Source organism: Bacillus cereus group sp. RP43 (genome assembly GCF_040459645.1).
GTDB lineage: Bacteria > Bacillota > Bacilli > Bacillales > Bacillaceae_G > Bacillus_A > Bacillus_A mycoides_C.
Genome location: NZ_JARVHQ010000001.1, coordinates 4,619,642 through 4,644,436, shown reverse-complemented (window position 1 = coordinate 4,644,436; position 24,795 = coordinate 4,619,642). Strand labels below are relative to the sequence as shown.

The window sequence follows — 24,795 nt, the reverse complement described above, 5'->3', positions numbered from 1 at the left end:
CTGTAGTCCTCATACATATAAAATGAGGTGGAGGACATGTTATGGGGATTTATTCTATTAATTGCAGCAATTGCTATTTTGAGAAGTGTCCAATTACTATGGAGTTCATATTCAAATTCCAATCGTTTCTTTTCGCTGTACAATTTAGCTACGTTGTTTTTAATTTATACAACGGTACTGATTGCGTTTGGATTAAGTTATGTTGTGCTAGAGGAAATGGGTTTTGCAGTTTTGAAAGAAGATGGGGATAGGCTAAGTGCTCATTCCTTTCAACTCGTTGAAATATGTTTATATTTTAGCGCGGTTACTTTATTGTCCGTTGGATATGGTGATATAGCTCCGATTGGAATCGGAAGATGGATTGCAATTGGAGAAGCGCTAATTGGATATACATTACCGTTTGCCTTTGTGGTAAGGACTGTAATGGACAATGAAAAATAAGGTAGCATTTGTTATAGTAATAGAAAAGAAAAGGAGTGATAACAATGATCACAGTAGGAGAAATAGCACCGGAATTCACATTAGAGGGAAGTACCGGAGAACAAATTCGCTTAGCTGACTTCCGAGGTAAAAATGTGGTTTTATACTTTTACCCGAAAGATATGACTCCAGGGTGTACAACTGAAGCATGTGATTTTCGTGATGCATATGGATTATTCCAAGAGAAGGACACGGTCATCCTGGGTGTAAGTCCTGATTCGGTGAACAGACATATGAAATTCATCGAGAAGCATGAGCTTCCATTTGTACTTTTAGTAGATGAAGATCATAAAGTAGCAGAATTGTACGATGTTTGGAAGTTGAAAAAGAACTTTGGAAAAGAGTACATGGGAATCGAGCGTTCTACATTCCTTATCAATAAAGATGGTGAACTTGTAAAAGAATGGCGTAAAGTGAAAGTGAAAGGACATATTGAGGACGTTCTTTCTTATATAAAATAAATCTATATTAATGAGGATAAAAAATACATATGTAAGGCATGCGTCTATACATATTTTCTTGCGATACATAAAGTGAAAGTGTAGGGCATACCTCCTCAGATGATAGTATTCCAAGTGCGATTATGTCGCACTTTTTTCTATGTAAATGTATAAGGAATAGGGAAAGATACATAAGAGTAAGGCTATATACAAAAATAAACCACATACTTATAGTAGAAATATTGACGATTTATAAGAAAAGGAGTACACTCTTTATAAGAATTATAAAATAATAATCCGTATAGAATCGGGGTGCATGACGGTGGTCAAAGAAGAATTAAAAGAAGCGCTAGAAATGCTGAAAAATACGGGTGTACGCATTACTCCACAGCGTCATGCTATTTTAGAGTACCTTGTGGAATCTATGACGCACCCAACAGCGGATGACATTTATAAAGCGTTAGAAGGTAAGTTTCCAAATATGAGTGTTGCAACTGTCTATAATAACTTACGTGTGTTTAAAGAAGTTGGACTTGTAAAGGAATTAACTTATGGAGACGCTTCAAGTAGATTTGATTATGTTACAAGTCAACATTATCATGTGATTTGCGAAAAATGTGGTAAGATTGTTGATTTTCCTTATGGAGGATTGGAACAGCTTGAAGAGGAAGCTGCAAAAACGACAGGCTTCGTTATTAATAGTCATCGCTTAGAAATTTATGGCGTTTGTCCAGAGTGTCATAAGGCGTAATATATAATAAAGAAAGAGGCTGACGGCTATACGTCGACCTCTTTCTTTATTATATATGGCAATCGTGTTAGACTCATGAGGATTTAAAATGTTAAGTGAAGAATCAAATTTAATAAGAACAAATACAAGAGGTGATTTCTTAGTTAAGAAATCACCTTTTTAATGAGATGAAACTTCTTTAGTTTTGTAAGCTCCATATACCTATGATTTATAACTTTTCTTATTATATTTCTCATCAAATTCTTTTCCTTCTAGATTTCGATCAAGTGTTAAAGGTTGATTGCAATGCATACATGCGTCGACACGACCGAGCATTTTTGTTGGTTTATCGCAGCTTGGACAAATAATTTGTATCGTTTTTGTAGATAACATACCAATCCAAAAGTAAACAACAGTGCTAGCGATGACAGCTAAAAAACCAACCATCATAAAGGTTGTCATAATAATGATGTTTTCGCGAAAAAAGACACCTAAGTATGCAATGAAGAGGCCGATAAATACTAAACTCAATGCAAAGGTTCGGATTTTATTAATTTTGTTCGAATATTTAATACCCATTCCCACCACACTCCTATAGGAATAATATAACACACAATTTAGAATATTTTATGGAAACGAAGGCGATGATTAAATTTATCATTTATTAAAGAACAGTAGTGCTTTCTTTTAAGATGCAATACAGAAAGAGATTAGGTGGAAGAAGCATGTCTATAAAAGAGGAGTAGTAATTTTTTTCTATAGTTAATTTAGCTTTTTAGCGGGATGTGAAATTTTTTTAGAAAAAGTATTGACCCTATATATACTGCGTGATATATTAATAAACGTCGCTGATGCGGAAACGCAGAAAACGACAAAAAAGAAATTTGAAAAACTTAGTTGACATCGAAAAACGAAGATGTTAACATAAGGAAGTCGCAATTGAGCGGCGAAGTAGTTCTTTGAAAACTGAACGAAACAAACAACGTGAACGTCAATTTTTATTTTTAGATGCTAGACAAACTAACTTTATTGGAGAGTTTGATCCTGGCTCAGGATGAACGCTGGCGGCGTGCCTAATACATGCAAGTCGAGCGAATGGATTAAGAGCTTGCTCTTATGAAGTTAGCGGCGGACGGGTGAGTAACACGTGGGTAACCTGCCCATAAGACTGGGATAACTCCGGGAAACCGGGGCTAATACCGGATAATATTTTGAACTGCATGGTTCGAAATTGAAAGGCGGCTTCGGCTGTCACTTATGGATGGACCCGCGTCGCATTAGCTAGTTGGTGAGGTAACGGCTCACCAAGGCAACGATGCGTAGCCGACCTGAGAGGGTGATCGGCCACACTGGGACTGAGACACGGCCCAGACTCCTACGGGAGGCAGCAGTAGGGAATCTTCCGCAATGGACGAAAGTCTGACGGAGCAACGCCGCGTGAGTGATGAAGGCTTTCGGGTCGTAAAACTCTGTTGTTAGGGAAGAACAAGTGCTAGTTGAATAAGCTGGCACCTTGACGGTACCTAACCAGAAAGCCACGGCTAACTACGTGCCAGCAGCCGCGGTAATACGTAGGTGGCAAGCGTTATCCGGAATTATTGGGCGTAAAGCGCGCGCAGGTGGTTTCTTAAGTCTGATGTGAAAGCCCACGGCTCAACCGTGGAGGGTCATTGGAAACTGGGAGACTTGAGTGCAGAAGAGGAAAGTGGAATTCCATGTGTAGCGGTGAAATGCGTAGAGATATGGAGGAACACCAGTGGCGAAGGCGACTTTCTGGTCTGTAACTGACACTGAGGCGCGAAAGCGTGGGGAGCAAACAGGATTAGATACCCTGGTAGTCCACGCCGTAAACGATGAGTGCTAAGTGTTAGAGGGTTTCCGCCCTTTAGTGCTGAAGTTAACGCATTAAGCACTCCGCCTGGGGAGTACGGCCGCAAGGCTGAAACTCAAAGGAATTGACGGGGGCCCGCACAAGCGGTGGAGCATGTGGTTTAATTCGAAGCAACGCGAAGAACCTTACCAGGTCTTGACATCCTCTGAAAATCCTAGAGATAGGACTTCTCCTTCGGGAGCAGAGTGACAGGTGGTGCATGGTTGTCGTCAGCTCGTGTCGTGAGATGTTGGGTTAAGTCCCGCAACGAGCGCAACCCTTGATCTTAGTTGCCATCATTAAGTTGGGCACTCTAAGGTGACTGCCGGTGACAAACCGGAGGAAGGTGGGGATGACGTCAAATCATCATGCCCCTTATGACCTGGGCTACACACGTGCTACAATGGACGGTACAAAGAGCTGCAAGACCGCGAGGTGGAGCTAATCTCATAAAACCGTTCTCAGTTCGGATTGTAGGCTGCAACTCGCCTACATGAAGCTGGAATCGCTAGTAATCGCGGATCAGCATGCCGCGGTGAATACGTTCCCGGGCCTTGTACACACCGCCCGTCACACCACGAGAGTTTGTAACACCCGAAGTCGGTGGGGTAACCTTTATGGAGCCAGCCGCCTAAGGTGGGACAGATGATTGGGGTGAAGTCGTAACAAGGTAGCCGTATCGGAAGGTGCGGCTGGATCACCTCCTTTCTATGGAGAATTGATGAACGCAGTTCATCAATAAACGTTGACTTGTTTCGTTTCGTTCAGTTTTGAGAGAACTATCTCTCAAGTTTAAATGTATGTTCTTTGAAAACTAGATAACAGTGTAGCTCATATTTTTTTAATTTTAGTTTGGTTAAGTTAGAAAGGGCGCACGGTGGATGCCTTGACACTAGGAGTCGATGAAGGACGGGACTAACGCCGATATGCTTCGGGGAGCTGTAAGTAAGCTTTGATCCGAAGATTTCCGAATGGGGAAACCCACTATACGTAATGGTATGGTATCCTTACCTGAATACATAGGGTATGGAAGACAGACCCAGGGAACTGAAACATCTAAGTACCTGGAGGAAGAGAAAGCAAATGCGATTTCCTGAGTAGCGGCGAGCGAAACGGAATCTAGCCCAAACCAAGAGGCTTGCCTCTTGGGGTTGTAGGACATTCTATACGGAGTTACAAAGGAACGAGGTAGACGAAGCGACCTGGAAAGGTCCGTCACAGAGGGTAACAACCCCGTAGTCGAAACTTCGTTCTCTCTTGAATGTATCCTGAGTACGGCGGAACACGTGAAATTCCGTCGGAATCTGGGAGGACCATCTCCCAAGGCTAAATACTACCTAGTGATCGATAGTGAACCAGTACCGTGAGGGAAAGGTGAAAAGCACCCCGGAAGGGGAGTGAAAGAGATCCTGAAACCGTGTGCCTACAAATAGTCAGAGCCCGTTAATGGGTGATGGCGTGCCTTTTGTAGAATGAACCGGCGAGTTACGATCCCGTGCAAGGTTAAGCTGAAGAGGCGGAGCCGCAGCGAAAGCGAGTCTGAATAGGGCGTTTAGTACGTGGTCGTAGACCCGAAACCAGGTGATCTACCCATGTCCAGGGTGAAGTTCAGGTAACACTGAATGGAGGCCCGAACCCACGCACGTTGAAAAGTGCGGGGATGAGGTGTGGGTAGCGGAGAAATTCCAATCGAACCTGGAGATAGCTGGTTCTCCCCGAAATAGCTTTAGGGCTAGCCTTAAGTGTAAGAGTCTTGGAGGTAGAGCACTGATTGAACTAGGGGTCCTCATCGGATTACCGAATTCAGTCAAACTCCGAATGCCAATGACTTATCCTTAGGAGTCAGACTGCGAGTGATAAGATCCGTAGTCAAGAGGGAAACAGCCCAGATCGCCAGCTAAGGTCCCAAAGTGTGTATTAAGTGGAAAAGGATGTGGAGTTGCTTAGACAACTAGGATGTTGGCTCAGAAGCAGCCACCATTTAAAGAGTGCGTAATAGCTCACTAGTCGAGTGACTCTGCGCCGAAAATGTACCGGGGCTAAATACACCACCGAAGCTGCGAATTGATACCAATGGTATCAGTGGTAGGGGAGCGTTCTAAGTGCAGTGAAGTCAGACCGGAAGGACTGGTGGAGCGCTTAGAAGTGAGAATGCCGGTATGAGTAGCGAAAGACGGGTGAGAATCCCGTCCACCGAATGCCTAAGGTTTCCTGAGGAAGGCTCGTCCGCTCAGGGTTAGTCAGGACCTAAGCCGAGGCCGACAGGCGTAGGCGATGGACAACAGGTTGATATTCCTGTACCACCTCTTTATCGTTTGAGCAATGGAGGGACGCAGAAGGATAGAAGAAGCGTGCGATTGGTTGTGCACGTCCAAGCAGTTAGGCTGATAAGTAGGCAAATCCGCTTATCGTGAAGGCTGAGCTGTGATGGGGAAGCTCCTTATGGAGCGAAGTCTTTGATTCCCCGCTGCCAAGAAAAGCTTCTAGCGAGATAAAAGGTGCCTGTACCGCAAACCGACACAGGTAGGCGAGGAGAGAATCCTAAGGTGTGCGAGAGAACTCTGGTTAAGGAACTCGGCAAAATGACCCCGTAACTTCGGGAGAAGGGGTGCTTTCTTAACGGAAAGCCGCAGTGAATAGGCCCAAGCGACTGTTTAGCAAAAACACAGGTCTCTGCGAAGCCGTAAGGCGAAGTATAGGGGCTGACACCTGCCCGGTGCTGGAAGGTTAAGGAGAGGGGTTAGCGTAAGCGAAGCTCTGAACTGAAGCCCCAGTAAACGGCGGCCGTAACTATAACGGTCCTAAGGTAGCGAAATTCCTTGTCGGGTAAGTTCCGACCCGCACGAAAGGTGTAACGATTTGGGCACTGTCTCAACCAGAGACTCGGTGAAATTATAGTACCTGTGAAGATGCAGGTTACCCGCGACAGGACGGAAAGACCCCGTGGAGCTTTACTGTAGCCTGATATTGAATTTTGGTACAGTTTGTACAGGATAGGCGGGAGCCATTGAAACCGGAGCGCTAGCTTCGGTGGAGGCGCTGGTGGGATACCGCCCTGACTGTATTGAAATTCTAACCTACGGGTCTTATCGACCCGGGAGACAGTGTCAGGTGGGCAGTTTGACTGGGGCGGTCGCCTCCTAAAGTGTAACGGAGGCGCCCAAAGGTTCCCTCAGAATGGTTGGAAATCATTCGTAGAGTGCAAAGGCATAAGGGAGCTTGACTGCGAGACCTACAAGTCGAGCAGGGACGAAAGTCGGGCTTAGTGATCCGGTGGTTCCGCATGGAAGGGCCATCGCTCAACGGATAAAAGCTACCCCGGGGATAACAGGCTTATCTCCCCCAAGAGTCCACATCGACGGGGAGGTTTGGCACCTCGATGTCGGCTCATCGCATCCTGGGGCTGTAGTCGGTCCCAAGGGTTGGGCTGTTCGCCCATTAAAGCGGTACGCGAGCTGGGTTCAGAACGTCGTGAGACAGTTCGGTCCCTATCCGTCGTGGGCGTAGGAAATTTGAGAGGAGCTGTCCTTAGTACGAGAGGACCGGGATGGACGCACCGCTGGTGTACCAGTTGTTCTGCCAAGGGCATAGCTGGGTAGCTATGTGCGGAAGGGATAAGTGCTGAAAGCATCTAAGCATGAAGCCCCCCTCAAGATGAGATTTCCCATAGCGTAAGCTAGTAAGATCCCTGAAAGATGATCAGGTTGATAGGTTCGAGGTGGAAGCGTGGCGACATGTGGAGCTGACGAATACTAATAGATCGAGGACTTAACCATATAATATGAAGCAACGTTATCTAGTTTTGAGAGAATATAAAAAACTTATTGACTTTCAGTTTGAATAAGTTATAATAATTATTGTCTCAAAAGAATAATGTCTGGTAATGATGGCAGAGAGGTCACACCCGTTCCCATACCGAACACGGAAGTTAAGCTCTCTAGCGCCGATGGTAGTTGGGACCTTGTCCCTGTGAGAGTAGGACGTTGCCAGGCAATATTATTCCGCAGTAGCTCAGCGGTAGAGCTATCGGCTGTTAACCGATCGGTCGTAGGTTCGATTCCTACCTGCGGAGCCATTGGAGAGCTGTCCGAGTTGGCCGAAGGAGCACGATTGGAAATCGTGTATACGTCACAAGCGTATCAAGGGTTCGAATCCCTTGCTCTCCGCCATAAGGAATTTATAATATTTGGCCCGTTGGTCAAGTGGTTAAGACACCGCCCTTTCACGGCGGTAACACGGGTTCGAATCCCGTACGGGTCACCACTTTTGGAGGATTAGCTCAGCTGGGAGAGCACCTGCCTTACAAGCAGGGGGTCGGCGGTTCGATCCCGTCATCCTCCACCATATAAATTATATGAATAATATTGTCGCGGGGTGGAGCAGTACGGTAGCTCGTCGGGCTCATAACCCGAAGGTCGCAGGTTCAAATCCTGTCCCCGCAACCAAATGGTCCCGTGGTGTAGTGGTTAACATGCCTGCCTGTCACGCAGGAGATCGCCGGTTCGACCCCGGTCGGGACCGCCATTTTAATAAGGCTCGGTAGCTCAGTCGGTAGAGCAGAGGACTGAAAATCCTCGTGTCGGCGGTTCGATTCCGTCCCGAGCCACCATTTTAATAAAATATGCCGGCTTAGCTCAATTGGTAGAGCAACTGACTTGTAATCAGTAGGTTGGGGGTTCAAGTCCTCTAGCCGGCACCATGTAAGTTTCGGAGGGGTAGCGAAGTGGCTAAACGCGGCGGACTGTAAATCCGCTCCTTCGGGTTCGGCAGTTCGAATCTGCCCCCCTCCACCATTTTACATAGGGGCATAGTTTAAAGGTAGAACTGAGGTCTCCAAAACCTCCAGTGTGGGTTCAATTCCTACTGCCCCTGCCAAATATATAAACACAACATGGCGGTTGTGGCGAAGTGGTTAACGCACCGGATTGTGGCTCCGGCATTCGTGGGTTCGATTCCCATCAGTCGCCCCATTTTATTTTTTAAAATTATAAATAAATTAATGGATACTTACATATAATTAAGTAAAACTTCGGTGGGCTATAGCCAAGCGGTAAGGCAACGGACTTTGACTCCGTCATGCGCTGGTTCGAATCCAGCTAGCCCAGCCATTTTTGCGGAAGTAGTTCAGTGGTAGAATACAACCTTGCCAAGGTTGGGGTCGCGGGTTCGAATCCCGTCTTCCGCTCCATTTTAACTTCATATGGCGGCATAGCCAAGTGGTAAGGCAGAGGTCTGCAAAACCTTTACCACCGGTTCAAATCCGGTTGCCGCCTTTATTTTATGCCGATGTGGCGGAATTGGCAGACGCGCACGACTCAAAATCGTGTTCCTTCGGGAGTGTCGGTTCGACCCCGACCATCGGTATCGGTGACTTAAAAAAGACTCTAACAGAAATGTTAGAGTCTTTTTTGTTAAATTATTCTATATGATTCTAAAATTCGTAATAAACTTAGGAATTCATGTATAATATAACTTGTCGAAAGAACAAAATGATAGTGATTTATATTATGTCTGTAATATGAATCAAAAATGAACTTTTTATATTTCTTTTAAAAATGTGTTGAATACACATTATATTTCATATTAATATTTTTATGTAGATTTAAAATGGGAAAGAGAGTGGAAAGTATGGGCCGTAAATGGAATAATATTAAAGACAAAAAAGCATCAAAAGATGCAAATACAAGCCGTATATACGCGAAATTTGGACGTGAAATTTATGTGGCAGCAAAACAAGGCGAGCCAGATCCAGAATCAAACCAAACACTAAGAGTCGTATTAGAGCGTGCGAAAACATACAACGTACCAAGAACAATTATTGACCGTGCAATTGAAAAGGCAAAAGGCGGTTCAGAAGAAAATTATGACGAGCTTCGTTATGAAGGTTTTGGACCAAATGGATCTATGGTAATTGTAGATACACTGACAAATAACGTAAACCGTACTGCAGCAGATGTACGAGCTGCATTTAGCAAAAACAGTGGTAACATGGGTGTAAATGGTTCTGTGGCTTACATGTTTGATGCGACAGCTGTTATCGGTCTTGAAGGTAAAACGTCAGATGAGGTTCTTGAAATCTTAATGGAAGCAGATGTAGATGCACGTGACATTCTAGAAGAAGAAGATTCTGTTATCGTTTATGCTGAACCTGATCAGTTCCATTCAGTACAATCTGCACTTAAAGATGCTGGTGTTGAAGAATTTACAGTTGCAGAATTAACAATGCTTGCACAAAGTGATGTAGAACTTCCTGAAGATGCTCAAGAACAATTTGAAAAAATGGTTGATGCATTAGAAGATTTAGAAGATGTACAACAGGTTTACCACAACGTAGACCTAGGAGAATAATAAAAGACAGGAGACCCTTTCGTTTAACGGATAGGGTCTTTTTTTATGGAGTTAATTAAGGTGGTAAAGTATTAAAGGTATTTTGTAGCTGTTAGGGAAGATGGTTATAGGTTTGCATTTTAAATAATCGTATTTCTAGGAGGTATTTCTGTGGAGCATAAAACACCAAAGCATATTGTTGCCGTAGCAGGTTATTTAACAAATGAAAAGAATGAGGTGCTTTTAACGAAAGTGCACTGGCGAGCTGATACGTGGGAAATGCCAGGAGGACAGAGAAGAAGGAGAAGCACTCGATCAAGCTGTTTGTAGAGAAATAATGGAGGAAACAGGATTAACGGTGAAACCAATCGGAGTCACAGGGATTTATTATAACGCTTCTATGCATATTGTAGCTGTTGTTTTTAAAGTAGCATATGTTAGTGGTGAAATAAAAATTCAACCTGAAGAAATAAAAGAAGCCAAATTTGTTGCTTTAAACGAAGAGAACATCGATGAGTATATAACGCGTCCACATATGAAATCCAGGACACTTGATGCGATGAAAGCAACGCATTTCATTCCATACGAAACATGGGAAGTTCAGCCATATAACCTTATAGGAAGGTTGTAAAGTTTAGGTTAGTAATTTGAGGACAGCTCAAATTACTAACCTTTTCTTTATGTATACTGTTTCAAAAAAAGGTCACAATAATAAAGTGTAGGCTAATAATTAGTGGTAGTCTTGCTGCCCGCAAATAGTGAGATAATGCGAAAGCTAGTCTTGATTTCAAGAACGTTTGTTCTGTATAATAGTGATATATCATATATAATTAGATTGCTAGATGTTTAAAAGTATAAATATATAAGCTGATATAATAAAAGAATAAAGTGAAATTAAGGAGAGTCCTACTTCCTATAAATAGTGTGATAAATAAATGTATATTCAATATTTCATATGAATAGTAGATAAAAAAGGACTGTGATACAATACATTTTTACACCTTACAATGTTGTAAGGTAGGTGTAAGAGAAATCGATGGGATATTCTTTTACAACAAGGTATTCTTAAATTAAGAGTTATATGCTGTGTAGAAAAGAGGTGTTCGAGATGAAAGAACGAGTATTATCTAGAGTGAATTATCATCAAAAAGTTGCATTAAATCCATTAACTAAATTTCTTTATAAAGCCATTATATTATTATTATTGTTAAGTTTTGCATTATTATTCGTTGGAAATGTAATGATTGAGCGGAGTGATATTAGTAAATTACATGTACCCGCTAAGTTAGAGGTGCCAGAATCATTAACACACGCATTTATTGCGACGGAAGATAAAAGGTTTTATCATCATAACGGTTTAGACTATATAGCAATTATCAGGGCTTCTATTGAAAATATAAAAGCTGGTGGTGTTGTGCAAGGAGGAAGCACGATTACACAGCAGCTATCTAAAAATGCTTTTTTATCTAATGAACGTACATTTTCTCGTAAGTGGAAAGAAATTTTTTATACGAAAAAGATTGAACGTACATTCACAAAGGATGAGATTTTAAAATTATATGTGAGTAATATTTACTACGGAGAAGGAGCATGGGGAATTGAAAAAGCAGCAAACCTTTACTTCGGTAAAAAGGTGGATCAATTAACACTGGCAGAGAGTGCAATGATGGCTGCTGTAGTAAAAGCACCGGCTTATTACTCACCCGCACAAAATTATGATAAAGCAGTTGAGAGACGGAATGTAGTTTTAAGGCTAATGGAGAAAGAAGGCTATATAAATCATGATGAATATGTGCAAGCAGTTAGTGAGAAATTAGTAATTCGTCATGATATAAAAACAGAGCAATCCATGTTAAAAAATGCCCGTGAAAAAGCAGTAAGTTAAAAGAAGTTCCTACATAGGGGCTTCTTTTTTTTGAATAATTTGTGACAAAAGACGACACAATATTGTCACAAATGTTGTATTTTTGTAATTTATGTGAGCGTGTTCATTGCGTGACCTATGTAAGTATTGATATTATGTGTATTGTGTACAATGATGTATACAGAATATGAAATTAAAGAGGAATGTATATGAAATCATCAAACAAACTCATGGCTCTTGGTATAGTTTTTTCTATTGCAGTATTGATTGTAATCGGGACGATTGTGTATAGCATCATAAATGACAAGAAAGATAAAGGGAATGAGATGTTTGCTTATTCTACGCAACAATCTTTAGGTAAAGATGATGCTCCAGTTAAGGTAGTTGAATTTGGAGACTTTAAATGTCCAGCTTGTCGTACTTGGGATGTAACAGTATTGCCACGATTAAAAGAAGAGTATATTGATAAAGGTAAAGTGCAGTTATATTTTATTAACTTCCCGTTTATCGGAAAAGACTCTGATTTAGGTGCAGCTGCTGGTGAAGCAATTTATAAACAAGATCAAGATTCATTCTGGATTTTCTATGATGAGATTTATCAAAATCAAAAGAAAGATACGGAAGAATGGATTACAGAAGAATTACTTCTTAATATTGTGAAAGAAAAACTTCCAAAAATTAATGTAGAACAATTTAAAAAAGATTTACACAGTAAAGAAATGAAAGATAAAGTACGTAAAGATTCAGATCGTGCTCAAAAATTAAAAGTTCAAGGTGCTCCTTCAGTATATATAAATGGGAATCTTGCAAACCCTGATTTCGATAGTATGAAGAAGGCGATTGATAAAGAATTGAAAAAGTGATGAGTTATCTCATCACTTTTTCGACTTTTTTCGATAAAATTCTTGCTTCGATTTTTTTTACATGCTATACTACTTTACATAAGTTATTTTAATATCTTATATTTATTTCATATTTGCGGGTGTAGTTTAGTGGTAAAACAAGAGCCTTCCAAGCTCTGGTCGAGAGTTCGATTCTCTTCACCCGCTCCAAATTTTATTTAATGTTTTTCTAATAAATTGTGATCAACGCAGTGTTTCGTTTCTAAGATAAACGAGGCATTGCGTTTTTTAATGTTTGAAAATCATAATTGTATGCGAAAATAGAAGTATAAAATATTATTCCAAAAGTGAATTACTAACCAATATAGTCGTTACATAAGGGATGGATTCATCGGAGGAGGCGATTAAGAATGGATTTTGAACAATTAAAGCAAGATGTAATTGCGTATAGTAAAACAATTGGTATAGATAAAATAGGGTTTGCTAGTGCGTCACCATTTGAGGAATTAAAGCAGCGTCTAATTCAGCAACAACAATTAAATTATCAGTCGGGATTCGAAGAGCCTGATATAGAGAAGCGAACGAATCCACAGCTATTGTTACCTGGTGCGAAATCGATTATTGCGATTGCTTTAGCATACCCTTCAAAATTAAAAAATGCACCATTAAGTAAACGAGGAGAGCGCCGCGGGATTTTTTGCCGTGCTTCTTGGGGCCAAGATTATCATCTTGTTTTACGAGATCGTTTGCAAAAGTTAGAGGCGTATTTAATTGAAAAGCTTCCGGATATAGAAGTGAAATCAATGGTTGATACAGGTGAACTAAGTGATCGAGCTGTTTCAGAACGTGCCGGTATTGGATGGAGTGGTAAGAACTGCGCTATTATTACGCCGGAATTTGGTTCGTATGTATACTTAGGGGAAATGATTACGAATGTTCCATTCCCTCCTGATCGGCCAATAGAAGATCAATGTGGAAGTTGTACGAAATGTATTGATATTTGTCCTACAGGTGCTTTAGTACAGGGCGGACAGTTAGACTCGAAGAAATGTATCGCATTTTTAACACAGACGAAAGGGTTTCTGCCTGAAGAATATCGCGATAAAATAGGAAACCGTATATATGGATGTGATACATGCCAGACTGTTTGTCCGAAAAATAAAGGAATGGATTTCCACAACCATCCTGAGATGGAGCCTGATCCTGAGTTAGTTAAACCATTATTAACGCCACTTTTAACGATTAGTAATCGTGATTTTAAAGAGAAGTATGGAATTATGTCTGGTTCATGGAGAGGTAAAAAGCCATTGCAACGAAATGCTATTTTAGCACTTGCACATTTTAAAGAAGCAGCAGCAATTCCTGATTTAATTGGTGTTATGAAAGATGACCCAAGGCCAGTACTTCGCGGAACAGCAGCATGGGCACTTGGGAAAATTGGTGGAGATGGAGTAGGCGAAGCAATTGAAAAAGCGATGGAACGTGAGAAAGATGAAGAGGTTCTTCATGAAATGAATCGTGGACTTGAATTGTTAGCGCAGAAAAAAGAGTAGATAATATTTCCCTTTTTCATATTGTAATATGGGGGGGAGACGAAATGGTTGTAAAAGCGAATATTGAAAAGCAAGTGCAACAGTTTTTAGTATATATCACAGAGAAACGAACTGATGTGGATGGTATTGCTGAAGATTTATTACAAATAGCGCAGAGAAAGAAACAATTGTTTCAAAAACGTAGTGCAGATATAGTGAAAGCAACTGCAGATATTTTTTTTATTAGACAATTAAATAGTAGTGAGCATCAAGAAATTGATTATCAAGTACACTTGAAATATTTAATTAAGCATAAAGAATTATTTTATATCGAAGAGGAACAATTAAAACGACGAGTTTGTTTAAAAAATAGTCGTATAATAGATGATTATGCTCTTGAGGTGTCAGAAGAAATAGGAATAGGTGAATCGTTAGAACGAGAAGTAACGAAAGAAAAATACGGTTCATATCAATATAATCGTTTAGAGGCAGTGAAATATGCAGAGCGTTGGTGGGATGATCGAAATCCTGCATATCGTAATTTTCCTGATAATTGTACAAATTTCATTTCACAATGTCTGCATACTGGAGAAGTGCCAATGAACGGACATCCTAATATTCGTAAAGGGTGGTGGCAAAGGGGGAACCAATGGAGTTGGAGCTGGGCTGTAGCACACTCTTTTTATTGGTATTTGTCAGGTGCTACAGCAGGACTTCGAGCAGAAGCGGTAGAAAAGCCAGAAGACCTTATTCTTGGCGATGTAATTGCGTATGATTTTGAAGATGATGGTAGGTGGAATCATACGACAATTGTAGTAGCAAAAGACGCAGATGGTATGCCACTTGTAAATGCACATTCAGCGAATAGCCGTCGGCGTTATTGGAATTATGAAGACTCTAGTAAATATACACCGCAAATGAAATATAAATTCTTTCATATTATTAATGGGTAGAGATTTTTCGTTCAAGTGGTATAATACGTAGTAGACAAAAAATAGAGGTGAATATCGCGTGGGAGTACATGTTGTTTTATATCAACCAGAAATTCCAGCAAATACAGGAAATATTGCACGTACTTGTGCAGCAACTGGAACAGAATTACATTTGATTAGACCGCTTGGATTTTCAACGGATGACAAAATGTTAAAGCGTGCAGGATTAGATTATTGGCAGCACGTAAAAGTTACGTATTATGATTCAATCGAAGAATTTTATGAGAAAAATAAAGATGGTGAATTCTTCTATTTAACAAAGTATGGCGAGAAAGCTCATACAGCATTTGATTATAGCAAACGTGAGAAGGATTACTATTTCGTATTTGGAAGAGAAACAAATGGATTACCAGCTAATGTAATTGAAGAAAACTTCGATCATTGTTTACGTATTCCAATGACGGATAAAGTACGTTCATTAAATTTATCTAATACAGCAGCAATTTTAATTTATGAAGCGTTCCGTCAACAAAATTATCCAGGATTAGATTTAGAAATCGTTTATTAAAAGTCGCCATTTGGCGGCTTTTTTATTTTTAAAAAAAATATGTAATCATACATTTTAAAAAAGGTACATATTCATATAGAATGAGATATATGACTAAAAATAGATAAGACGGGTTGAGATAAATATGAAGGAACAATATAATAATCAAAATACCTTTTTAAGTATGATAGATATGGATTTAGTAAGACAGGGATTGTTGCATGCTATTCAAGATTTAGTATTTATTGTGAAAGTTATTGATGATGAGATTTTTAAATATATTTATATAAATAAAATAGGGATGGACTATGCTGGATTAAGTGAAGAATGTTATGGAAAAACATTTGCAGAAGTGTTATCAGGAGATAAGGTGAAAATATTACAAGAGCAATATACAAAAGTGGTAAGAGAAGCGAGAGCACATACTTTTTGTGATGTAATCAGTTTCCCAACTGGTGATCTACATTATGAGTCTTCAGTTAATCCTGTATACGACGAAGAAGGTGTATGTCAATTTATTATTTGTATTACAAGGGATATTACAGCTCAGATTGAGGAGAAAGCAGAGATAGAGGAAAAACAAATGTTATTTAAGTCATTACTAGAATATAATAATGACTCCATTATATCTATAGATTCTATAGGTAGAATTACATATGCTAATCCGGCAACGTATGAAATATTTGGATACCGATATGAAGAGTTAAATAATAACTTTATTTTTAATTTTATTATTAAAGAATATGGAAAAGACTTTCAAACTATATTTAAGGAAGCTTTACAGGGAAGGGCAAAACAAATTGTTGCAAAGAAATATGTTCATAAAGAAGGATATGAACTATATATTTCTTTGAGAACGATCCCGATTATTGTGAACGGTGAAATTGTTGGGGTGTATATTGTTACGAGGGATGTTACAAGACAAGTATTAAATGAGATGAAGACGGAATACTTAGCTTATTATGACCAATTAACAGGTTTAATGAATAGAATTTCATGCACAAACAAGCTAAATGAGTTTTTAAATGAAAATAAAGAGCTTGCACTTGTTTTCATGGATTTGGATGAATTTCATCTTATTAATGATACATTTGGTCATAAAGAAGGAGATAAAGTATTACAAAAAGTTACAGAATGTTTAAGCAATATAGAAATAGAAGGTATGCATTTATTTAGAGAACATGATGATCAATTTGTTATGTTAATAGAAAATATAACGAAAGAATATGTAGAGGAAGTTGCAAAAAACATATTAGAAAAGATTAGTGAACATTTTGTAATTGAAGAAGAGGACGTGTATTTAAGTGCGTCAATTGGAATTGTAATGGCACCAACAGATGGAGCTGATGAAAAAATACTTTTTCAAAGAGTTGATGCTGCTTTGGAAAAAGCAAAGGAAAAAGGAAAAGGGCATTATCATTTTTATTGTAGTGGATTAGATTGTGAACGTGAACAAAGGTTTATAATAGAAAATCAGTTACATCGTGCTATAGAGAAAAATGAATTTTTCCTATATTATCAACCTCAAATTAATATTGAAACGGGAAAGATAGCCAGTATGGAAGCCTTAATAAGGTGGGAGAATAAGGAGCTAGGTTTTGTCTCACCCAATCAATTTATCCCACTTGCTGAAAGAACAGGGTTTATTATTAAACTTGATGAATGGGTAGTACATCAAGTTTGTGAACAGATAAGTGAATGGTTAAATAAAGGATATGAGGTTGTACCAATCGCAGTTAATATTTCAGCTAGACATTTTCGTTCTATTACATTAATAGAGATGATTACACGTGCTTTAAATAAGTACAACGTCCCCCCTCATTTATTAGCAATAGAAGTTACAGAAGGGGCTCTTATACATAAAGATGTATCAAAAAGAGTGTTATTGCAGTTAAAAGAACAAAATTTAAAGATTCATTTAGATGACTTTGGAACGGGATATTCATCTTTAAGTTATTTAAAAACATATCCGATTGATACGTTAAAAATTGATCGTTCTTTTATGGAAGGTATATATAAAGATGAAAGAGATACGAATATTACGGCTGCAATTATTCATTTAGCACATACTCTAGGGTTAAATGTAATTGCAGAAGGAGTAGAAAAAGCGGAACAAATACAATTTTTAAAGGAAAAGAATGTGAAAATTGTACAAGGTTATTTTTATAATCGCCCTTTATCGATATATGATGTGGAAAATATTTATTTTAAATAGTGTATAAAAAAACAAGAAAAAAGTGATGTGCTGAAAAGCACATCACTTTTTATGTGTACCTGGTTTATCGTTATAACCAGATGTGAAAATAGCTGTAAGAAATGTGAGTGATACACCTAAAATTAATAATAACTTCATACTAATTTCCTCCTTACTTTTTCGGTTTACGAATCCTATTTGTGAATCGAAATGTATGTAAGGTTCCTAGAAGAAAAGAATTTATTTATAATGAATAGCAGCGTAAAAACTTTAATACCTTTATTATACAGAATTTTCTTTGAATTTTGGAGAGAATTTTATAGCGCTATTATATATTTCGTTTTGATTTAAAGAATGTTTAAGGACATCCTAGCATACCTTTTATAATAATCCGATTGAACAAGGAGATGGGGGAGGAGCTATAATGGATATTCTAAAGAAGATTGAACAATATCGGGAAGCAGAAGAACGTTTACAATGGGAAGGTACGTTTGCGGAGTATTTGGAGCTTGTGAAAGAAAGACCATGGGTGGCTCAAACAGCACACTCTCGCATTTACAATATGATAAAAGATGCTGGAATTGAAGAAGTTGATGGTAGAAGAAAATATAACTTCTTTAGTAATCAGCTATTTGGATTAGAGGATGCTTTAGAACGCCTTGTGGAAGAATATTTTCATCCATCTGCAAAACGATTAGATGTTAGAAAACGTATTTTGTTATTAATGGGGCCTGTTAGTGGGGGGAAATCAACATTAGTTACGATGTTGAAACGAGGATTAGAAACATATTCACGAACAGATCGTGGAGCAATTTTTGCAATAAAAGGCTGCCCGATGCATGAAGATCCACTTCATTTAATTCCGCAACATTTACGGAATGATTTCTTTGATGAGTATGGAGTAAGAATTGAAGGGAATTTATCACCATTAAATGTTATGCGTCTAGAGCAAGAATACGGGGCAAGAATTGAGGATGTAGTTGTAGAGCGTATTTTCTTCTCTGAAGATCGCCGTACAGGAATTGGTACATTTAGTCCTTCTGATCCCAAATCACAAGATATTGCCGATTTAACAGGTAGTCTAGACTTTTCTACAATTGCAGAATACGGTTCGGAATCAGATCCTCGTGCATATCGATTTGATGGAGAATTAAATAAGGCGAACCGCGGCATGATGGAATTCCAAGAGATGTTAAAATGTGATGAGAAATTTTTATGGCATTTACTATCGCTTACACAAGAAGGGAATTTTAAAGCAGGAAGATTTGCGCTTATTTCAGCAGATGAATTAATTGTAGCGCATACAAATGAAACAGAGTATCGTTCCTTCATAGCAAATAAGAAAAATGAAGCATTGCATTCACGAATTATTGTAATGCCGGTTCCATATAATTTACGGGTTAGTGAAGAAGAACATATTTATGAAAAAATGATTCGTGAAAGTGATGTGTCCAATGTTCATATTGCACCGCATACACTTCGCGTTGCAGCAATGTTCACTATTTTAACTCGTTTAAAAGACCCGAAGCGTCCGGATATTGATTTAATTAAAAAGATGCGTTTATATGATGGAGAAACGGTAGAAGGGTATAATGCGATCGATGTAGAGGAGCTGCAACGTGAATATCAAGATGAAGGTATGAAAGGTATTGATCCTCGTTATGTCATTAATCGAATTTCTTCTACAATTATTCGAAAAGAGGTACCATCTATTAATGCACTAGATGTACTGAGATCGTTAAAAGACGGATTGGATCAGCACCCGTCAATTAGTAGTGAAGACCGAGAACGCTATATGAATTTCATCTCATTAGCGAGAAAAGAATACGATGAAATCGCTAAGAAAGAAGTACAAAAAGCATTTGTTTATTCATACGAAGAATCAGCTAAGACACTTATGGATAATTACTTAGATAACGTCGAAGCGTACTGCAATAAATCAAAATTACGTGATCCGTTAACTGGTGAAGAAATGAGCCCAGATGAAAAACTTATGCGTTCGATTGAAGAGCAAATTGGAATTTCAGAAAATGCTAAAAAAGCATTCCGTGAGGAAATTTTAATTCGCATTTCTGCTTATGCACGTAAAGGGAAACGCTTTGATTATAATTCACACGAACGTCTTCGTGAAGCGATTCAGAAAAAGCTATTTGCTGATTTAAAAGATATAGTGAAAATTACAACATCAACGAAAACACCAGACGAAAATCAGCTTAAGAAAATCAATGATGTTGTAGCACGCTTAATTGATGAACATGGCTATAATTCTTCATCTGCGAATGAATTGTTACGATATGTAGGTAGTTTGTTAAATCGATAGTTTGATAACAAAACGCTGTCTCTTGTTCTTGGGACGGCGTTTTGTTATCTATTGATACTTGTGAAAAATGTCATAGCTTGTCCGAATATAATAAATTAAGATGCGGTTTTATGAATTTATTGTCAATTATTTTTACAATATGCATATGATAGAGTAACCAACCATTCATACAAAAAAGCCAACACAATACAATATGTTGCAAAACGAAAATGTGTGCAACAATGCATTGTGTTTCTTTCTTATCAACGGCTGAATGTTTCTTTTTATTATGTGAGTGGCAAAATTTTGTTTAAGATGCTCGGAGTATTGTATGAAAAACGCTATATATGTTTATGGGATGATTTTCGATGAACAGTTATTTTTCAAATATTCTAGTTACGCACACTAGAAAACAAAATTATAAATTGCTGTTCATAAGAGAAAACAAATACAGTAAGGAGGGAAAGGCATGGGCGAAGAAAATCAACCAAACTATACAATTTCACAGGAAAACTGGTCCCTCCATCGCAAAGGATATGACGACCAACAACGCCATCAAGAAAAAGTACAAGAGGCAATTAAAAATAATTTACCAGATCTTGTAACAGAAGAAAATATTGTTATGTCTAATGGTAGGGATGTTGTGAAAATACCGATTCGTTCTTTAGATGAATATAAGATTAGATACAATTATGATAAAAATAAACATGTTGGGCAAGGGAACGGTGACAGCAAAGTTGGCGATGTCGTTGCGAGAGATGGATCAGGTGGTCAAAAGCAGAAAGGACCAGGGAAAGGGCAAGGGGCAGGAGATGCAGCTGGAGAAGATTATTATGAAGCAGAAGTCTCAATTTTAGAATTGGAGCAAGCGTTTTTCAAAGAGTTAGAGTTGCCTAATTTAAAGAGAAAAGAACTGGATGAAAACCGGATTGAACACATTGAATTTAATGATATTAGAAAAACAGGATTATGGGGAAATATTGATAAGAAACGAACGATGATATCTGCATATAAACGAAATGCAATGCGTGGTAAAGCATCTTTCCATCCAATTCACCAAGAGGATTTAAAGTTCCGTACTTGGAATGAAGTGTTAAAGCCAGATTCAAAAGCTGTTGTATTAGCGATGATGGATACGAGTGGATCGATGGGGATATGGGAGAAGTATATGGCACGTAGCTTCTTTTTCTGGATGACAAGATTTTTACGTACAAAGTATGAAACCGTAGACATTGAGTTTATTGCTCATCATACGGAGGCAAAAGTAGTTACAGAAGAAGAATTTTTCTCAAAAGGAGAAAGTGGCGGAACGATCTGTTCTTCCGTATACAAAAAAGCACTTGAGTTAATCGATAATAAATATTCACCAGATCGCTATAATATTTATCCATTCCATTTTTCAGATGGTGATAATTTAACTTCGGATAATGCTAGATGCGTAAAGCTTGTGGAAGAGTTGATGAAGAAGTGTAATATGTTTGGATATGGGGAAGTGAATCAGTACAACCGCCATAGTACACTTATGTCAGCCTATAAAAATATTAAAGATGAAAACTTCCGATACTATATTTTAAAACAAAAAGCAGATGTATTTCATGCGATGAAGAGCTTTTTTAAAGAAGAATCAGGAGAGAAAATGGCATAACCCCTTTTGAAGGGGTTTATTTTTTTGTAAACTTTTTATTTTTTCAGTTGACAATGATAATGAAAATCATTATCATTTATTCGAGAATGATTACATTTTGATTTATATATTTCGGAGGAGATGTAAAGTTGAAAAAAAATAAAAGAAAACATATAAATGCAATGTTAGTGGCGGCAGCTTTATCGCTACCGTTTGCTGTGTATTCAACACCTGCTTTAGCAGCGGTAGCAATTGAGGCGAACAAAACTGGACATGCTTTAGAAGATGGTACATATGATGCTGTTATTAAAGCTTATAAAGATAAAACGAATGAGGAATCTATGGCAGCTGTTTATATAAAGGATCCTAAGTTAACAATTGAGAATGGAAAGAAAATTGTAACGGCAACGTTAAGTGATAGTGATTTCTTCCAATACTTGAAAACAGAGGATATTCATACTCCTGGTGTGTTCCATGATGTAAAAGTTATATCAGAGGATAAAAAGAAAAATGGGACGAAAGTTATTCAATTTGAAGTTGGAGAATTAGGAAAAAGGTATAATATGCAAATGCATATTTTCATTCCGACAATGGCGTATGACAATAAGTATCAAGTGCAGTTTGAAGTAAATGCATTGAATTTAGAAAACAATGTTCCAGAAGAACAAAAGGAAAATAAAGAGGATAAAGTGGATCAACAAGATGAAAGTGCAAATGTAATAGTAGATAAGCAATTGCAAATGCATATTAATAAATATAACTTGAATAGAGAGAATCTAAATACGCCAATAACTAAGGAAGATTTATTAAAAGTTAAATCTTTAATAGTCGTTGAGGCAAAAAGTAAAGGAATAAAAGACGTAAGCGGTCTAGAATATATGACGAACTTAGAAAACTTAACGTTGGAAGAAGTTAAGATAGAAAATATACAGTTTATCTCGAAATTGAGACAATTAAAATCATTAAGTATAACTTATGGTGAGCTCGAAGATGTTGGACCTTTGGCTGAGTTAGAGCATGTTGAGATTTTAAGTTTGAGAAACAATAAAATTTCAGATTTAAGCCCATTGAGTCAAATGAAGAAGATTAATATGTTAGATTTAAACAGCAATTATATAAAAGATATTAAACCATTATTTACAGTAACATCTTTAAGGACTTTGACTGTAGCAAATAATCAAATTAGTAATGCTAATCTTGCTGGGATTGAGCAATTGAAAAATGTGAGGAATTTATCTTTAAGTAACAATGGACTTACTAATATCGAGCATATTACCTCAATGAAAAAGTTAGTGGAGTTAGACCTTTCTAAAAATGAATTAAAAAACATCGAACCTTTATTAAGACTATCTACTGTACAATCACTTAATTTAGAGGAAAACTATATTTCAGATATAACGCCACTTAGTCAATTAACAGATTTATATGATTTAAAGCTGGGTTCGAATGAAATTCGTGATGTTAGACCTGTTCAAGAATTAGGAAAAAGAATGTATATCGATATTCAAAGACAAAAAATATTTTTAGATGATGTAGAAAAAGATAAGGAAGTTAAAATACCTATCTATAATTTACAAGGGGAGCCACTTGATACTATTCAATTGAATAGTGAAGATGGAGTAGTTAATAACAGTTCCGTTAAATGGAGTACTTCAGGTGAAAAAATATACGAATTTATGTTGGATATAAAGCCAGAAGAGAATCGTATTAAGTTTAATGGAACAGTAATTCAAAATGTTGTTGAAAGGTTAGATGAAATAAAGGAAACAATAAAAGAGGATAATGAAAAAAAGGAAAATGTAATTCTCGATAAAACTTTACAACAACATATTAATAAAAAGAATTTTGGTAGAGAGAATCTAAATGCCCCTATAACAAAAGACGATTTATTACAGATTAAAACATTAGAGGTACTTAAAGAAAAAGGAAAAGAGATAAAAGATCTAACTGGCTTAGAATACATGACGAACTTAGAAAATCTCACTTTAGAAGGAGTAGGGTTGAAAAATATTGAGTTCATCTCAAACTTGAAACAATTGAAAGAGGTGAATGTATCTCATAATAAAATTGAAGATATAACGCCGTTATCTTCACTGGAAAATTTACAGTGGTTAAACCTTGCGGATAATCATATTAAAGATGTATCAGTTCTTGGTTCAATGTTAGACCTACTCAGTTTAAAATTAGCTGGAAATGAGATTCGTGATGTAAGGCCGTTAATACAATTAGGTCAATGGTTTTCAATTGATGTCGGAAGACAAAAAATCATTTTAAATGAAGCAAAAGTAAATGAAGAAATTCAGGTTCCCGTATATGACTTAGAAGGAGAAACTATTGAGAATATTAAACTAACAAGTGAGGGTGGAACGTTTAATAACGGAGTAATGAAATGGAGTACTCCAGGTGAAAAGGTGTATAAATTTGATTTAGATTCGGATGAAGCTAGTATAAGTTTTAACGGAACAGTAATCCAGAATATAGTTGAAAAAGAAGCAGTGAAGGAACCAACAAAAGAAGTTGAAGAAGAAACAAAAGAAGCAGTGAAAGAACCAACAAAAGAAGTTGAAGAAGAAACAAAAGAAGCAGTAAAAGAGCCGGTAAAAGAAGTTGAAGAAACAAAAGAAGAAGTGAAAGAACCAGCAAAAGAAGTTGAAGGTACAAAAGAAGAAGTGAAAGAGCCGGTAAAAGAAGTTGAAGAAACAAAAGAAGAAGTGAAAGAACCAGCAAAAGAAGTTGAAGGTACAAAAGAAGAGGTAAAAGAATCAACAACTGAATTGGATCAAGAGCCAAAAGGGGATAATCAAGTTGGGCCAATGCAAGTGGTAGGACAAGAGAATACGAAAGAAAAAGATTCAAATAAACAACATGCTAATAAGCAAGAGGAAAATAAGAAGTCTTTAGCAGCAACTGGTGGTCAAGCTAACACATCGAGTTTACTTTCTGGATTAGCACTTGTTCTTTCAGCATTAAGTATGTTTGTATTTAGAAAGAGATTATTTAAGAAATAAATAACGCTTTATCTTATTATTACAAATGATATATAAATTTTTGAGAAGACCTTATCATAGAAATTTCATGTTGAAATATGCTTATGATAAGGTCTTTTTGAATAGG

General features: G+C 37.8%; 14 protein-coding genes, 16 tRNA genes, 3 rRNA genes and 1 pseudogene. 33 read left to right on the top strand and 1 reads right to left on the bottom strand.

Annotated features, from left to right (window positions below; all coding sequences use genetic code 11):
* Window positions 1-36 precede the first annotated feature (36 nt).
* The 3 genes from QCI75_RS24175 (at window position 37) to perR (ending at window position 1,671) form a co-directional block, all read left to right on the top strand.
* Window positions 37-441, top strand: a complete 405-nt coding sequence (locus QCI75_RS24175) for a potassium channel family protein (protein ID WP_002091112.1) — start codon at window positions 37-39, stop codon at window positions 439-441.
* Between the two features lie 44 nt (window positions 442-485).
* Complete coding sequence (bcp, locus tag QCI75_RS24170) at window positions 486-941, top strand: thioredoxin-dependent thiol peroxidase (RefSeq protein WP_002010353.1); 456 nt, start codon at window positions 486-488, stop codon at window positions 939-941.
* Between the two features lie 301 nt (window positions 942-1,242).
* Complete coding sequence (gene perR, locus QCI75_RS24165; RefSeq protein ID WP_000237831.1) at window positions 1,243-1,671, top strand: peroxide-responsive transcriptional repressor PerR; 429 nt, start codon at window positions 1,243-1,245, stop codon at window positions 1,669-1,671.
* A 201-nt stretch (window positions 1,672-1,872) separates the two neighbouring features.
* Here perR and QCI75_RS24160 read toward each other — a convergent pair whose 3' ends face one another.
* A complete protein-coding gene (locus QCI75_RS24160) occupies window positions 1,873-2,229 on the bottom strand; it encodes a YgzB family protein (protein ID WP_002125074.1) in 357 nt (118 codons plus the stop codon).
* Window positions 2,230-2,676: 447 nt separating this feature from the next.
* Between QCI75_RS24160 and QCI75_RS24155 the strand changes: the two genes are divergently transcribed.
* The 30 genes and pseudogenes from QCI75_RS24155 (at window position 2,677) to QCI75_RS24010 (ending at window position 24,689) form a co-directional block, all read left to right on the top strand.
* Window positions 2,677-4,228 (top strand): 16S ribosomal RNA (locus tag QCI75_RS24155).
* A 146-nt stretch (window positions 4,229-4,374) separates the two neighbouring features.
* Window positions 4,375-7,296: ribosomal RNA gene (locus tag QCI75_RS24150) — 23S ribosomal RNA — on the top strand.
* A gap of 100 nt (window positions 7,297-7,396) precedes the next feature.
* Window positions 7,397-7,512: ribosomal RNA gene (gene rrf, locus QCI75_RS24145) — 5S ribosomal RNA — on the top strand.
* Together the 16S, 23S and 5S rRNA genes with 15 tRNA genes alongside form the textbook arrangement of a ribosomal RNA operon.
* An 8-nt stretch (window positions 7,513-7,520) precedes the next feature.
* Window positions 7,521-7,595, top strand: a tRNA-Asn gene (locus QCI75_RS24140).
* Window positions 7,596-7,597: 2 nt separating this feature from the next.
* Window positions 7,598-7,689 (top strand) — tRNA-Ser (locus QCI75_RS24135).
* Between the two features lie 19 nt (window positions 7,690-7,708).
* Window positions 7,709-7,783: transfer RNA gene (locus tag QCI75_RS24130), tRNA-Glu, on the top strand.
* A gap of 5 nt (window positions 7,784-7,788) precedes the next feature.
* Window positions 7,789-7,864, top strand: a tRNA-Val gene (locus tag QCI75_RS24125).
* 24 nt (window positions 7,865-7,888) lie between these two features.
* Window positions 7,889-7,965, top strand: a tRNA-Met gene (locus QCI75_RS24120).
* Between the two features lie 3 nt (window positions 7,966-7,968).
* Window positions 7,969-8,044, top strand: a tRNA-Asp gene (locus QCI75_RS24115).
* A gap of 9 nt (window positions 8,045-8,053) precedes the next feature.
* Window positions 8,054-8,129 (top strand) — tRNA-Phe (locus QCI75_RS24110).
* A gap of 14 nt (window positions 8,130-8,143) precedes the next feature.
* A tRNA-Thr gene (locus tag QCI75_RS24105) sits at window positions 8,144-8,219 on the top strand.
* A 10-nt stretch (window positions 8,220-8,229) separates the two neighbouring features.
* Window positions 8,230-8,313 (top strand) — tRNA-Tyr (locus QCI75_RS24100).
* An 8-nt stretch (window positions 8,314-8,321) separates the two neighbouring features.
* A tRNA-Trp gene (locus QCI75_RS24095) sits at window positions 8,322-8,395 on the top strand.
* Between the two features lie 19 nt (window positions 8,396-8,414).
* Window positions 8,415-8,490, top strand: a tRNA-His gene (locus QCI75_RS24090).
* 63 nt (window positions 8,491-8,553) lie between these two features.
* Window positions 8,554-8,628: transfer RNA gene (locus QCI75_RS24085), tRNA-Gln, on the top strand.
* Between the two features lie 5 nt (window positions 8,629-8,633).
* Window positions 8,634-8,708 (top strand) — tRNA-Gly (locus QCI75_RS24080).
* Window positions 8,709-8,722: 14 nt separating this feature from the next.
* Window positions 8,723-8,793, top strand: a tRNA-Cys gene (locus tag QCI75_RS24075).
* Window positions 8,794-8,802: 9 nt separating this feature from the next.
* Window positions 8,803-8,884 (top strand) — tRNA-Leu (locus QCI75_RS24070).
* 264 nt (window positions 8,885-9,148) lie between these two features.
* On the top strand, window positions 9,149-9,868 hold the full coding sequence (locus QCI75_RS24065; protein ID WP_070140793.1) for a YebC/PmpR family DNA-binding transcriptional regulator: 720 nt from the start codon (window positions 9,149-9,151) through the stop codon (window positions 9,866-9,868).
* Window positions 9,869-10,018: 150 nt separating this feature from the next.
* Window positions 10,019-10,478, top strand: a pseudogene (locus QCI75_RS24060) (NUDIX hydrolase).
* 477 nt (window positions 10,479-10,955) lie between these two features.
* Complete coding sequence (locus tag QCI75_RS24055; RefSeq protein WP_002113878.1) at window positions 10,956-11,732, top strand: transglycosylase domain-containing protein; 777 nt, start codon at window positions 10,956-10,958, stop codon at window positions 11,730-11,732.
* A gap of 188 nt (window positions 11,733-11,920) precedes the next feature.
* Window positions 11,921-12,574, top strand: coding sequence for a DsbA family protein (locus QCI75_RS24050; RefSeq protein ID WP_002091101.1), 654 nt, complete (start codon window positions 11,921-11,923; stop codon window positions 12,572-12,574).
* Between the two features lie 115 nt (window positions 12,575-12,689).
* A tRNA-Gly gene (locus QCI75_RS24045) sits at window positions 12,690-12,763 on the top strand.
* 200 nt (window positions 12,764-12,963) lie between these two features.
* The gene (queG, locus tag QCI75_RS24040) at window positions 12,964-14,106 is read left to right on the top strand and encodes a tRNA epoxyqueuosine(34) reductase QueG (protein ID WP_070140796.1); all 1,143 of its coding nucleotides are present in this window, start codon (window positions 12,964-12,966) and stop codon (window positions 14,104-14,106) included.
* A gap of 44 nt (window positions 14,107-14,150) precedes the next feature.
* Entirely contained in the window at window positions 14,151-15,038 is an 888-nt protein-coding gene (locus tag QCI75_RS24035; RefSeq protein WP_144505912.1) for an amidase domain-containing protein, read from the top strand.
* Between the two features lie 58 nt (window positions 15,039-15,096).
* Window positions 15,097-15,585, top strand: a complete 489-nt coding sequence (gene trmL, locus QCI75_RS24030; protein ID WP_000538149.1) for a tRNA (uridine(34)/cytosine(34)/5-carboxymethylaminomethyluridine(34)-2'-O)-methyltransferase TrmL — start codon at window positions 15,097-15,099, stop codon at window positions 15,583-15,585.
* A 124-nt stretch (window positions 15,586-15,709) separates the two neighbouring features.
* Window positions 15,710-17,779 carry a sensor domain-containing protein gene (locus QCI75_RS24025; protein WP_353761316.1) on the top strand — a complete coding sequence of 690 codons (2,070 nt, stop codon included), beginning with the start codon at window positions 15,710-15,712 and terminating at the stop codon, window positions 17,777-17,779.
* A gap of 403 nt (window positions 17,780-18,182) precedes the next feature.
* Window positions 18,183-20,078, top strand: coding sequence for a PrkA family serine protein kinase (locus tag QCI75_RS24020; RefSeq protein ID WP_144505910.1), 1,896 nt, complete (start codon window positions 18,183-18,185; stop codon window positions 20,076-20,078).
* A gap of 448 nt (window positions 20,079-20,526) precedes the next feature.
* Window positions 20,527-21,702, top strand: coding sequence for a sporulation protein YhbH (gene yhbH / locus QCI75_RS24015; protein ID WP_002113900.1), 1,176 nt, complete (start codon window positions 20,527-20,529; stop codon window positions 21,700-21,702).
* 128 nt (window positions 21,703-21,830) lie between these two features.
* A complete protein-coding gene (locus QCI75_RS24010; RefSeq protein WP_353761314.1) occupies window positions 21,831-24,689 on the top strand; it encodes a leucine-rich repeat domain-containing protein in 2,859 nt (952 codons plus the stop codon).
* The last annotated feature ends 106 nt before the right edge of the window (window positions 24,690-24,795 follow it).

Coding starts and splice junctions, on each gene's coding strand:
- QCI75_RS24160 (WP_002125074.1), bottom strand. CDS start 2,229: ATGGGTATTAAATATTCGAACAAAATTAATAAAATCCGAACCTTTGCA.
- QCI75_RS24025 (WP_353761316.1), top strand. CDS start 15,710: ATGAAGGAACAATATAATAATCAAAATACCTTTTTAAGTATGATAGAT.
- QCI75_RS24035 (WP_144505912.1), top strand. CDS start 14,151: ATGGTTGTAAAAGCGAATATTGAAAAGCAAGTGCAACAGTTTTTAGTA.
- QCI75_RS24065 (WP_070140793.1), top strand. CDS start 9,149: ATGGGCCGTAAATGGAATAATATTAAAGACAAAAAAGCATCAAAAGAT.
- QCI75_RS24055 (WP_002113878.1), top strand. CDS start 10,956: ATGAAAGAACGAGTATTATCTAGAGTGAATTATCATCAAAAAGTTGCA.
- yhbH (WP_002113900.1), top strand. CDS start 20,527: ATGGGCGAAGAAAATCAACCAAACTATACAATTTCACAGGAAAACTGG.
- queG (WP_070140796.1), top strand. CDS start 12,964: ATGGATTTTGAACAATTAAAGCAAGATGTAATTGCGTATAGTAAAACA.
- QCI75_RS24050 (WP_002091101.1), top strand. CDS start 11,921: ATGAAATCATCAAACAAACTCATGGCTCTTGGTATAGTTTTTTCTATT.
- QCI75_RS24175 (WP_002091112.1), top strand. CDS start 37: ATGTTATGGGGATTTATTCTATTAATTGCAGCAATTGCTATTTTGAGA.
- QCI75_RS24020 (WP_144505910.1), top strand. CDS start 18,183: ATGGATATTCTAAAGAAGATTGAACAATATCGGGAAGCAGAAGAACGT.
- bcp (WP_002010353.1), top strand. CDS start 486: ATGATCACAGTAGGAGAAATAGCACCGGAATTCACATTAGAGGGAAGT.